We start from the raw sequence: 12,362 nt of genomic DNA, 5'->3' as shown, positions 1-12,362 counted from the left end.
GAAAATTTGCCAGGATTTGGCCCCAATTTAACAGGGCCTTAGGAATGTTTGATTACGGATTAGTTAATTACAAATTATAAATTGAACTAAAGTCAGCGTTCCTTATAAAGTATAGAACGCTAATTTCGTACCAAGTCCCCCCGGTGCTTTATTACTTCCTTTCCGTCTGCCAGGCGGCTGTTCAAATGGGCTTACTGCGTAATATAGTTCTTGTCAAAAAATTCCCGGTATCCCTGCAGGTCCTTGGTGCTGTTCAGCAAAATGAAGTTGTCCCTGGATATAACGAACATACTATAATCTGTTGGGCGGATACGTGGAATAATATCAGTAGGCGCCGCTTCCCTTATTTCATCAAAATAGTCCAGGGCCTTGTTCTCATCCGGGAACAGGCGGAACACCAGCATTACCTCCGTGGGCGACAGCACAAAGCTGCCCACCTCTATCTTGTCTGCCGCATGTTTGCTGGCGTTGTAACGGGTAAACTGTTCCAGGCCTTCATCCAGCAGGGCTTTTGACACTTTCTGGAAAGACAGCACCACAAAATGCGGGTTGGTGGCGCTCAGCTTATACGGCGTTACGGGTTTGGGTGGCGGGGGAGGGGCCGTTACCGTCATGGGTGGCGGCGGTGTGGCGGTTACATTGCCGGCGATAACGGGTGCTGCGCCGGGCGCCGCGGTTTTCAGCGTGGCAGAGTCCAGCTGCGGCTTGGGCGTTTGCCAGGGGTAGCGGATGGAAACATCCTCATCCACCATGGTGCCGCCGGAATCCCTTTTCTGTATCTGCAGCTGTGCCAGGTAAGCCACCAGGTCTTTTTTTCGGTTCAGGGCGTCCAGCAGGGCCTGGGCCTGGGCATGGATGCCTTCATCGCCGGGGTATTTATTCATCACTGCCTCCACAGCCCTTTTACCCAGGAACAGGGAGTCTGTCAGTGCATCGGTAGTATCTGTTTTTACAATGATCATGGCCTCCAGCATATCAAATTTGGGGGCCAAGTAGTTGAAGCCGAAAGTAGAATCTGCCTGGCGTTTACGCTCCAGCGCCAGTTCGTAATTACCTGTTCGGTAGGCGGTGTAGGCAGCGTCGTAAGCCGTGGAGATCTGTTTTTTACGATCAGCATCCACGTCCTGCAGGGCGCCGAACTTAATGATATTGGCAAAGTTGGTGTTGCCGTACTGGGTCAGCACCATATTTTTATACCGGTCTGCCTGCGCTGTATGGTCTTTCAGGCTGCTATGCCATACGTAAAGGGAGTACAGCACTTCCGGTTTACGCGGATGGTCGGGGAATTTCAGCAGCAGGCTGTCATACGCATCAATGGCCAGCTGGGTATCGTCCAGTTTATCGTGGTATAGTTTACCGAGATCAAACCAGGCGTCCATCTGCACGGTCCTGGATTGCTCCAGTTTTTCGGGCGTCAGCGGAAGATCTGCGCCCAGGCTCTGCGCCGTTACGCTGTCCGGCGGAACGGTTTTGGCGCCTGCCACCTCGCCGGTCAGCAGCGAGTCGCTTACCTGGTCGGTCAGCGGCTGGTTATTGGCCAGGTTGATGGTGTTCTGCTGACTTCTGCGCCAGTTATCGGCAGCCTGGCGGTTGCCCCAGCGGCGTTTGAACTCTGAATAACCGGATGCCTTGCTGGCATTATTATAGAAATACCAGTCGCCCTGATCGTTGGTATTGGCGCCGTTGCGGGGGCCGTTACCGCCGAAGGGGTTGTTCATGGCCAGTGCGTTATTAAAACTGTTATTATCCTCTTCCTGTCCTGCCAGCGCTTTGGCCGCTTTCCTGCGGTCTTCTTCTGCCGCTTTCCGGATGTTGGCGGCCATCTGCTCCAGGAAGGCCTGGCGGGAGGTCTCGGGCATGGCGGCTATCCACTGCAGGCTGTCTTCCCGCTGAATGGCGGTTACCCGGTCTGCCACATCGCCCAGCACGGCTTTGCGTACATTTACCAGGTTTGCATCCGCAAATTCAGGGGGCATTACGGCGGCGGTGCTGTCATAAAAATTCCGGGCCAGCTGGTATTTACGCTGGCTGTAATATATATCGGCCACCGCTTTAAAGGAAAGCGCTTTCTGTACCGGGTTGTCGCTGGGTTGTTTCAGTGATTGCTGCAGGAAACCCAGGGCGGCCTCCTGGTTGGAGGGCGCGCTAAGGGTAGCCATGGTATAATAGATAGCGTCGCGGTAGGGGATGAAACGTTCTTTCTTCAGCATGGAGCGTAATGCGGCCAGGCTCTGTTCCAGTGTGCCGTTTCCGCCCTGCACGTTCAGCTGGGCTATCTGGATGCGCGCCTGGAAATCCATCATGGGATCGGGTTTCTGGCGGATCACCTTCCTGAACATGGCCATGGCAGAATCAGCTTTTGCCTGGCGGGCGTACAGCTGGCCCAGTATGAAAGACATCCTGGCGCGGGATTCCCGGTTATCGCTCTCCTTAATGGCTTCGCGCAGCGGGTTGATGGTCTCTGCATAACGGCCCTGCTTATAATGGCTGTAGGCCCGTACCTCTGCCAGGTCGCCATCCAGGCGCCGCGGAAAGTTAGGGTCAGCGTCCAGCAGGTTAAGCAGGCCCTGCACCTGGTCATATTCTTTCTGTTCCAGCAGCGTTCTGGCACTCCACAGGAATGCATCGTTACGCGCCTTTTTATGTTTCACCTTGCCAAAGATGCCTTTTCTTTTCTCTTTGGTGGCCACGGAGATCTGGTCATTTTCGTTGGAGCCTATCACGGTGGTATAGTCCGTCTTTTTCTTGGGGGCAAAAGCGATGTTCATGAACTGGAAGGTTTTCTGCGCATTCTCCCAGTCGCTTTTGTAAAAGTAGGCGCGGCCTATCAGCAGGTAGCAGTCATCTATCCATTTGCCGCGGGGGTCATGTATCTGGATACCCACAGAAGCCTTGATGATCACAGAATCCAGGTCGTTCTTGTTAAGGCCCAGGTCCTGCAGGCTGTAAGGGTAAAAGGGCAGCAGGTCGTTGTAATTATCCAGGCCCTGCCTGGCAACATTCTTTACAACATTGTCCAGCTTCATCTTGGCGTTATAGTAATAATTATAACGGGTAACCAGGTTCTGCATCAGTCGCCGGTTCCAGGTAAATTTTTTCTCCGCCATCTTTTCAGAGGGAGGCCTTCTGTCCTGTACTTTGGGGACTACCTGGGTTTTAACAGGCGTTCTTCGCTGAACGCTGCCCGAATCTTTGCTCTGGGCGGATACCGCTAAAGGACCAGTACTGAGTAACAAGAAACTTACAGCGCGGGGAAGTAGATATAGTAATAATGACCGATAGCGATTCATGGATGCCGGGTGTATAGGCTACTATTATAACTCTTTATGTTAAAAAATATTTTAAAGATAGGACTATTTTTTTACGAAAGGGGGAAGAGAGAAATTCCTTTTTACACCTGCTATTTATAATATAATTGTTTAATTTTAGCCGGATTAAATACCATATGGCTAAGCGTAACAAAAAAAAGGGGAGAGATCTTGGGAGAATACATCATAAATACCGCCTGGTTATAATGAATGATGATACCTATGAAGAAGTCACATCATTTAAACTGTCGAGGATGAGCGTGTACGTAGCGTTGAGTACGCTGTTCGTACTGCTGGTCACCATTTCGGTAGCTACTGTGGTATTCACGCCTTTACGCTATTATATACCTGGCTATGGCGATCTTAAGCAGCGCCGGGAATTCATCAAACTGAAAGTACGTACCGATTCGCTGGAGAATGCAATTATTGCCCGCGACCAGTACCTGAATAATATCAAACAGGTCATAAACGGAGACTTCACCGGTAAAGTAGACACCACCATGCTGAAAGTCCCTAAAGTTGATAACAGTACCTATTAATTAAATCGATAATATTTAATTATTTTTATTTAACTTCATCCTATTAATTGAAAAGCCAAAACACTTGAAAACCTATGTTTAACAACAACCGTAACTCAAAGAGCGAAAGCAAGGCGATACTGCCTTCTTCAAATGTGAATATCATTGGCAGCGGCACCTCTATCCAGGGTGATATTGTTTGCGAAGGTGATATCCGAATCGATGGTCAGGTAAATGGCCTGGTATCCACAAAAGCCAAGATCGTGGTAGGTCCGGAAGGAGAGATCACCGGCGACCTGGTATGCCAGAGTGCAGACATCCTGGGAAAAGTAACAGGTATTATTAAGGTAGACGAGCTCCTGTTCCTGAAAGGCAGCGCCTTTGTGAAAGGGGATGTTTACACCGCTCATTTTGAAATGGAGCCTACTGCCAAGTTCAACGGTCGTTGCTACATGGAAGCAGACGATAACGAGGGGGTGAAAGACAAACATGAAAAGTCCTTCTTCAAAGAAGAAGCCACTACAGGAGAAGAAGCCTGACGGCAACAAGCTCCTGTTACGGTATGCGGGCCTGGCCTTCCAGATGATGGCCACACTGGGCCTGGCCATATTCGTTGGTTATAAGATAGACCAGCGGACAGGATGGCCATTCCCTGTATTCATGATCATTTTTTCTTTACTGGGTTTAACACTACTTTTGTGGCAAATTATAAAAGACACCCGGCGGAATGAATGACCGTTTTTTTATCAGACTGATTATTATCTTCTCCATCCTGAATGGAGCGTTCATATTTCTAAAACCCCGTTTACTGGACGCAGGCATGCATTATGCTGTGCTACTGGCTGGTAACGTGGTGCTCGCAGGTATAACGGGGTTATCCTATTTCATGAGCCGTAAGGGACTGGCGGCCGCGAATAATCATGTTTTTATCCGGATGGTATATGCATCCACGTTCAGCAAGCTTTTCCTATGCCTGATCGGGATCACCGTCTACGTCCTCATCAAACGCCCCGACGTGAGCAGGGCTACCATTTTTACATTAATGTTCTTGTACCTGGTCTATACCGTGTTCGAAACATTGAGCCTGTACAAGTTGCTTAAAAGAAAAACGTGAACCGGTTGTGAAGCAGGAAGCGCCTTTACATGCATTAGCAGCCTACCTGCCTGATGGCACTTTTGAGCAGGTAATGGCCTACATTGTTGAGTATAAAGTGCATCTCACCCTTACCCGGGAGCGCCAGAGCATCCTGGGCGACTATCGCCACCCTGACCGCAAGGGCGGCCACCGCATCAGTGTGAACGGCAACCTGAATAAATACGCTTTCCTCATCACCCTCCTCCATGAAATAGCCCACCTCGTTACTTTTATTCATTATGGCAACCGGGTAGCCTCTCATGGTAAAGAGTGGAAAGGCGAGTTCTCCAAAATATTAAAGCAGTTCGTAGGCAAAGGCTTCCTGCCCCCGGACGTGGAAGATGTCGTACGCCAGAGCATCCAAAACCCGGCCGCCAGCTCCTGTGCAGATGATAACCTGATGCGCACCCTTAAACGGTACGACAAACGTAAAGAAAATCATTTCTTCGTTGAGCAGATCCCCCTGCACCAGCTTTTCCGCACCAAAGACGGCCGCATCTTCAGAAAAGGAGAGAAAATACGTAAACGCTACCGCTGTGAAGAAGTAGCCACCAACCGTATCTATCTTTTCAGCCCGATATATGAAGTGGAGCTGGCCAGTTGAAATTGTCCGAGGTTTGTTATTCTGTCACCACCCTGGCCTCGGCAATCCGTTTTTCGTAGGCCATTTCCCGTAGCGTTATCTTTTGTTTGCGGTGTATCTCAAAGGCATGCTCGTGCTCCTGCAGCAGATCGTCATAGGGCCCCCGGGGAGAGATCAGCTTTACAAATACCGGTGCGCATTCTATGGCAATGAACAGCAGGATAATGAACCAGTTGGCCCAGCGTATGGGCGTGCTGCGGTCTGTAAGGCGGCCCAGCGCATCCAGGCGGGAGGCCAGTCCGTCCAGCCGGCTGCGGCCCGCTGCAGGCAGGTCGGCCTTCATGGACGAGTCAATGGATTGCAGTTCCCGGCGGTGCTGGCTGATGAGCTGCTGGTTTTGTTCAGAAGTGGCGCGCAGCTCTTCGGCTGCCCGGTCGGCATCTGCTTTCTTGGCCTTGTAGATAGGGCCCAGGTTCCGCCTCATGGAGCCGCCGGTACCATCTGCCTCCTGCTGGGCAATCAGGGCCAGGGTATCCCGCCGGGCGGCCTGCTCCTGTATACCGGCATTCAGCCTGGCAATGGCGGTATTCAGTTCGTTGATACGGGTTTGGTAGCGTTCTTTAACTTTGTCTTCCTGCGTTTTGTACATTTGCTGTTCCATCGTCACCAGCTCGGCTTTGATCTCCTTGTTGAACACCTGCAGTTCCAGCGGTTTGGATATTACGATGGCGATGAGCACCGCCAGCACCAGGCGGGGGGTAGCCATCCCGGCCTCCTGCAGTAAGCGATCCCGCTTTTTCATGCTGGATACAATATAACGGTCCAGGTTAAAGATCATCGGGCCCCAGATCAGCCCGAACAGCAGCGCGGCCCACAGCTCATTAAAAACCGTCCACAGCGCATAGCCGCCCGATATGGCGGCCAGCAGGCCGGTAAAGAAAATAGTGCCCCCGATACCGCCGTATTTGTTGGTTTCCGTTGGCGCCCGCTTTAATAAAGGCACATGCGCCCCCGAGCAGAATAAAAAGAAAGATCGTAAACGTTGCATTACTCAGACTTTGATGTAGAAAATAAGTCTGCTCCCCACAGAAGCAGGGTATATATGAAGGATGGACAACGAAGGTACAATATTCGATGCATTCAGCAGTAAAACCCTATCCGGATCCGGTAAATCTCCGGGGATATAGTAGCCATATAGTAGCCATATAGTAGCGATATTGTAGCTCTTTAAGGGGTACGATATCGATATGTTATCTATACAATATCCCCGGGTGTATCCCGGGAATGAGCGGGGGTACATGGAAGGAATGCCTGTATTTACACGAACAGCAGCCGGGGAAGGCCTGTCTATAATAACAAAGGGCGTATCAAAAAGTTTGATACGCCCTCCGCATATATCTTATGCTGACAGCTTGTTTACGCGCTTACTGCCTTGTTCACCAGTGCAGCGGCTTCGCTCAGCAGGATGGCAGACTGTACTTTCAGGCCGCTTTCCTCGATCAGCTTTTTAGCTTCTTCTGCGTTGGTACCCTGCAGGCGGACGATGATCGGTACGTTGATGTTGCCGATAGACTGGTAAGCATCGATCACGCCCTGGGCTACACGGTCGCAACGAACAATACCGCCAAAGATATTGATCAGGATAGCCTTTACTTTCGGATCTTTCAGGATGATGCGGAAACCGGCTTCTACGGTCTGGGCATTGGCAGTACCGCCTACGTCCAGGAAGTTGGCAGGCTCGCCGCCGCTCAGTTTGATCATATCCATGGTTGCCATGGCCAGGCCGGCGCCGTTCACCATACAGCCCACGTTACCGTCCAGTTTAACAAAGTTCAGGTTGTATTTGCCTGCTTCTACCTCTGTAGGATCTTCTTCGGTGATGTCGCGCAGCGCTTCCAGGTCAGGGTGGCGCATCAGGGCGTTATCATCGAGGATCATCTTACAGTCTACTGCAATGATCTTTTCGTCAGAAGTTTTGAACAGGGGGTTGATCTCCACCTGGCTGGCATCCAGTCCAACGTATGCATTATACAGGTTGGTCACAAATTTCACCATGTTCTTGAACGCTTCACCGCTCAGGCCAAAGTTGAAAGCGATCTTCCTGGCCTGGAAGGGCTGCAGCGGTCCGCCGGGGAATACCCACTCCTTGAATATCTTGTCAGGGGTTTTGTGTGCCACTTCTTCAATGTCCATACCGCCCTCTGTGGAGTAGATGATCACATTCTGGCCCTTGGCACGATCCAGCAGGATAGACAGGTACAATTCCTTGACAGGGTTGGGGCCGGGATAGTATACATCCTGTGCCACCAGCACTTTATTTACAAGCTTACCGGCAGGACCTGTTTGTATGGTCACCAGCACACCGCCTAATATATTACCGGCAATGGTCTTTACGTCTTCTGCATTCTTGCCTACCTTTACGCCGTTCTGCTCCGTACCGCGGATCTTTCCCTTACCGCGGCCACCCGCATGGATCTGGGCTTTCACCACCGCAAATTCATTACCGAACTGCACTTTCAGCTGTTTGTACGCTTCAGCGGCAGCTTCGGGAGTATCCACCGGAATTCCTTCCTGTACCGGTACGTTATATTTTTTTAACAGTTCTTTCGCCTGGTATTCATGTAAATTCATCAGTCAAAAAATTTGACCGCTAAAATAGGTCATTAATGTTTAAATATAAAACCACAGGGTTTGTGAATTTAAAAATAACTTTGCGCGAACAAAAAACAGTTGCCGGTTGTCAGTTGCAGGTTGTCAGTGATTTGTATGAAAGTTGCTATGCGCAAAGATCACTGACAATGAGGTACTAATAACTAACAACTTTTTCTATCAATGAGCGACTTATTAAAGAAAATAGCGGATGCCACTGATTACATCAGCAGCCGTTCCGGCATCCGGCCGGTGGCAGGCATCATACTGGGCAGCGGTTTAGGCGGCCTGGTAAGCGATATTGCTGACCGCACAGAGATCCCTTATGGGGATATTCCCCATTTCCCGGTGTCTACGGTAGAGGGGCATCATGGCCGGCTGATATTGGGCACCATGAAGGGCCGCCCTGTGGTGGCGATGGCAGGACGCTTTCACTACTATGAAGGCTTCTCCATGCAGCAGGTGACCTTTCCCATCCGGGTGATGAAGGCACTGGGCATTGAAACCCTGCTCATTTCAAATGCAGCCGGGGGGATGAACGCCGCTTTCAGCGTGGGCGACCTGATGATCATCCGCGACCATATCAATTTACAGCCCGAGCACCCCCTGCGCGGGCCCAATGATGACAGGCTGGGGCCCCGCTTCCCGGATATGAGCGAGCCCTATTCCAAAGCCCTCATAGCGAAGGCAGGGGAAATTGCCGCTGCCGCCAATATAGCCGTGCATACTGGCGTATATGTAGGCGTACAGGGACCTACCTTTGAAACCCGGGCGGAATACAAATTCATGCACATCATCGGCGGCGACGCCGTAGGCATGAGCACCGTGCCCGAAGTGATCGTAGCCGTTCATGCGGGGTTAAAAGTATTTGCCATGAGCGTGATAACGGACATCGGCATACGGGAAGAGGAAAATGTGATCACCCACGAAGAAGTGCTGCAGGCCGCCAGCGCAGCTGAACCTAAATTAACACATATTTTCAGGGAATTGATAGAAAGCATTTAGCATTTAGCTATTGGCTTTTAGCGGTACATGCACTAAAGGCCGGTAGCTAGCCGCTAAAAGCCAATAGCTAATAGCAGTATGAATCAAATGAGGCATTTTTTCATCATGCTGGGTGTGCTGGTAATGATTGGCAGCCAGGCCATGGCGCAGTTCAATACAGGCAGTTTCGGTAACTTTGGCGGTGGTGGCGGCCGTTTGCAGCGGGATACCTCGCAGCGCAACCTCGGGCCAGATACCATCACCCTTAAATATTATTACCAGGGAGACCCGGTAGAGCATCACCTGGATTCTTCCGTAGCTGATTTCTATAATAACTACCTGCGCATTCCTGCCAACTATACCACCCTGGGTAATACCGGCTCGGCCGCCCGCAATATTATTTTTAGTCCGCGTATGCAGGCTGGCTTTGATGAAGGTTTTCATGCCTACGATATTTATACCTTCAACCATGAGAATGCCCGTTACTATAATACCACCCGCCCGTATTCAGAACTGCAATACCTGATAGGGCCCAAGCAGGAGCAGGTGATCGGGGTATCGCATACCCAGAACCGTAATGAGAACTTCAACTTTTCTTTTGATTATCGCAAGATCAATGCGCCCGGCTATTTCCGTACCCAGAACACCAACCATGACAGTTACCGGGTAACCGCTAACTACCAGAGTAAAAATAAACGCGCCCATACCTATTTCAGCTATTATTACAATAAGCTCAACGGGGGCGAGAACGGCGGCCTGCGGAGGCCCGAGCAGCTCAATAACAGCGACTACAGCGAGAGAAGGACCCTGGATGTGAACCTGGGCAATACAGATGTGCCTACCTACGCATTCTTCGGTACCACCATCGCCGTAAAATCTCAGTACGCCATGCGCGGCATACAGCTGATGCAGCAGTATGACTGGGGCAAAGGCGATACCGTTAAAGTGAACGATACCACCCAGTACTACAAGTTCGATCCGGTGTTCAGGGTACAATATACCTTCCGCTCACAGGCAAACAGCTTCGGTTTTGTGGATAATGACCCGGATACCTTCTATTACACCCGGCATTATGATATTGTTTACCGTGGGGCAGGCGATACCATCCGGGCCAATCAGCGCTGGCGCACCCTCTCCAACGACCTGTCACTGGTACAGTTTCCCGTAAGGGGCAACCTGGCCCACTTTATTTCTGTGGGCGCCCGCTTTGATCATACCCAGGGCGATTTACTGGATGATGCCCGCCTGCAGTTCAATAACCTGGCCCTGCACGGAGAGTACCGCAATAAAACGAAGAATGATCTCTGGGACTTTTCTGCCAAAGGCGAGTTCTATGTGCTGGGCCGCAACATCGGGGATTATAGCGTGAGCGGTATGCTGAGCCGCTACCTGAACCCAACCCTGGGCAACGTCAGCCTGATGTTCCGCAATGTGAACCGGGAGCCCTCTTTTGTATACCGGTTCTTCAGCTACAGCCGCGACAGCTGGTATAATACCGACCTGGCAAAAGAAAATATTACCCAGCTGCAGTTTGCGGCAGATAATAAACAGCTGCGGTACAACCTGGTAGCTAATTACTATATCTACAGCAATTACACCTATTTCAGCGACTACATGCACAGTGCCCAGTCTACCGGCATTTTTAACGTGCTGGAGGTCATTTTCAGCAAGCATTTCAAGGTAAAGCACTGGAACTGGTATGCGGACATCGCTTTTCAGCAGGTGCATGGTAACGGCCCGGTGAATGTGCCCACCTTCTGGACACGTCACCGTATTGCCTACGAGAACCGCATATTCAATAACCTGAACCTGATGGTGGGCCTGGAAGGAAAGTACAATACCGATTACTATGCGGACGACTATTCTCCACTTCCCGGCCAGTTTGTGTATCAGCGTACACAACGGATAGCCTATAACCTGCCCGATGTGACCGGTTTCCTGCATTTCCGTATTAAATCGCTTTCTTCCTACATACGGGCAGAAAATCTCAATACCTTCCTGAAAACCAATAACTACCTGGCACCGCTCTACCCCAATAACAGTTTTGGCCTGCGGGTAGGTTTCAGGTGGTGGTTTGTGAATTAAAAAAAGTTTATAGTTGTTATCTGTTAGTTGTTAATACGTTCGCGAAGCTTACTTCCCTCGTGTCACTACTGGCTGAGCCTGAATGGTTCATGATGCTTTTTTCGCTTGTTATCTACGCCGAATGGCGTAACTTTTGTTTAGATTTTTGTAAGAAGTGGTTAAAGCAAAATTCTATAACATGAAGGCATTTACGATTAAGCTGAACGCAAACAGGTACGATGTTCAGCTGCTGAATGGACATACACAACGCTACAGGGTGAACGTAAACGGAATGGACGTTTACTACGAGCCTGACCTGGATGGTTACCTGCGCCCCGAGGTAGCCGGCGGTATGGGCATGAATATATCCCTACTACTGGATTTGGCGGACCGGATACAGGAGTGCGCCAAGCCAGCGCAGCTGGCGTGAATTAATAATTAATAATTAAGGAAGTGTCCCTGCCATACGCCTGCATAACAGGCAGTATTAATTATTAATTGTTAATGCTTAATTTTACAGATGAGTTTTGAATTGCACATCAGGAACATGGTTTGTCCGCGCTGTGTTAAAACGGTGAGGACGGTGTTGGAAAGGGAGGGTGCATCTGTGGTGGATGTGCAGCTCGGTAAGGCGGTGCTGGCGCGCCAGCCGGATACAGCACGGCTGGAGGTGATCGCAAATGCTTTGCAGCAGGAAGGTCTGCCCCTGGTAGACGATAAAAAGCAGCAGCTGGCAGAGGCTGTCAAGAACATTATTGTGACCGCCATTCATCATTCTCCACTGAATGAAATGAAGGAGAATTTTTCTACCCTGCTGGCCAGCCGTCTGCAGAAAGATTATCATTACCTGAGTACCCTGTTCTCTGAATTGGAGCAGATCACGATTGAGCAATATATCATCCGGCAGAAAATTGAAAGGGTAAAGGAACTGCTTGTTTACGATGAGCTGAACCTGAGCGAAATTGCCTGGCAGTTAGGCTATAGCAGCGTAGCACATTTGTCTGGCCAGTTTAAGAAAGTGACCGGCCTTACACCCAGCCAGTTCAAACAGTTAAAAGAGCACAAACGCCGCCCCCTTGACACCATTTAATTGGACACTAACCCGGTTATTATGAAGCACG

General features: G+C 50.3%; 12 protein-coding genes. 9 read left to right on the top strand and 3 right to left on the bottom strand.

The annotated features are described in order from the left end of the window. Window positions 1–191 precede the first annotated feature (191 nt). Complete coding sequence (locus tag Q0577_RS21740) at window positions 192–3,236, bottom strand: tetratricopeptide repeat protein (RefSeq protein WP_298740111.1); 3,045 nt, start codon at window positions 3,234–3,236, stop codon at window positions 192–194. 326 nt (window positions 3,237–3,562) lie between these two features. On the opposite strand from Q0577_RS21740, the gene Q0577_RS21735 reads away from it, so the two are divergent. From Q0577_RS21735 to Q0577_RS21715, 5 genes are all read left to right on the top strand, one after another. Then, a complete protein-coding gene (locus tag Q0577_RS21735) occupies window positions 3,563–3,847 on the top strand; it encodes a hypothetical protein (RefSeq protein WP_298740110.1) in 285 nt (94 codons plus the stop codon). Between the two features lie 74 nt (window positions 3,848–3,921). Further along, window positions 3,922–4,365, top strand: coding sequence for a polymer-forming cytoskeletal protein (locus tag Q0577_RS21730; RefSeq protein WP_298740109.1), 444 nt, complete (start codon window positions 3,922–3,924; stop codon window positions 4,363–4,365). Then, the gene (locus Q0577_RS21725) at window positions 4,316–4,561 is read left to right on the top strand and encodes an AtpZ/AtpI family protein (protein WP_298740108.1); all 246 of its coding nucleotides are present in this window, start codon (window positions 4,316–4,318) and stop codon (window positions 4,559–4,561) included. The genes Q0577_RS21730 and Q0577_RS21725 overlap by 50 nt, the downstream gene beginning before the upstream one ends. Beyond that, complete coding sequence (locus Q0577_RS21720; RefSeq protein WP_298740107.1) at window positions 4,554–4,940, top strand: hypothetical protein; 387 nt, start codon at window positions 4,554–4,556, stop codon at window positions 4,938–4,940. Before Q0577_RS21725 ends, Q0577_RS21720 begins: the two co-directional genes overlap by 8 nt. A gap of 7 nt (window positions 4,941–4,947) precedes the next feature. Further along, a complete protein-coding gene (locus Q0577_RS21715; RefSeq protein WP_298740106.1) occupies window positions 4,948–5,565 on the top strand; it encodes a SprT-like domain-containing protein in 618 nt (205 codons plus the stop codon). A 16-nt stretch (window positions 5,566–5,581) separates the two neighbouring features. Here Q0577_RS21715 and Q0577_RS21710 read toward each other — a convergent pair whose 3' ends face one another. Both Q0577_RS21710 and sucC read right to left on the bottom strand, forming a co-directional pair. After that, complete coding sequence (locus Q0577_RS21710; RefSeq protein WP_298740105.1) at window positions 5,582–6,592, bottom strand: DUF4407 domain-containing protein; 1,011 nt, start codon at window positions 6,590–6,592, stop codon at window positions 5,582–5,584. A gap of 368 nt (window positions 6,593–6,960) precedes the next feature. Continuing rightward, a complete protein-coding gene (gene sucC, locus Q0577_RS21705; protein ID WP_298740103.1) occupies window positions 6,961–8,175 on the bottom strand; it encodes an ADP-forming succinate--CoA ligase subunit beta in 1,215 nt (404 codons plus the stop codon). A gap of 201 nt (window positions 8,176–8,376) precedes the next feature. Here sucC and Q0577_RS21700 point away from each other — a divergent pair, with 201 nt between their 5' ends. The 4 genes from Q0577_RS21700 (at window position 8,377) to Q0577_RS21685 (ending at window position 12,331) form a co-directional block, all read left to right on the top strand. Continuing rightward, entirely contained in the window at window positions 8,377–9,198 is an 822-nt protein-coding gene (locus Q0577_RS21700; RefSeq protein ID WP_298740101.1) for a purine-nucleoside phosphorylase, read from the top strand. Between the two features lie 87 nt (window positions 9,199–9,285). Next, window positions 9,286–11,262: a putative porin gene (locus Q0577_RS21695; RefSeq protein WP_298740099.1), complete on the top strand. Its 1,977-nt coding sequence runs from the start codon at window positions 9,286–9,288 to the stop codon at window positions 11,260–11,262. Between the two features lie 178 nt (window positions 11,263–11,440). Further along, window positions 11,441–11,671, top strand: coding sequence for a hypothetical protein (locus tag Q0577_RS21690; RefSeq protein ID WP_298740097.1), 231 nt, complete (start codon window positions 11,441–11,443; stop codon window positions 11,669–11,671). Between the two features lie 90 nt (window positions 11,672–11,761). Then, a complete protein-coding gene (locus Q0577_RS21685; RefSeq protein ID WP_298740094.1) occupies window positions 11,762–12,331 on the top strand; it encodes a helix-turn-helix domain-containing protein in 570 nt (189 codons plus the stop codon). Window positions 12,332–12,362: the final 31 nt, after the last annotated feature.

The organism is uncultured Chitinophaga sp. (assembly GCF_937898475.1).
GTDB lineage: Bacteria > Bacteroidota > Bacteroidia > Chitinophagales > Chitinophagaceae > Chitinophaga.
Note: the sequence above shows the minus strand (reverse complement) of the source record. Positions and strands in the feature narration are given on the sequence as shown.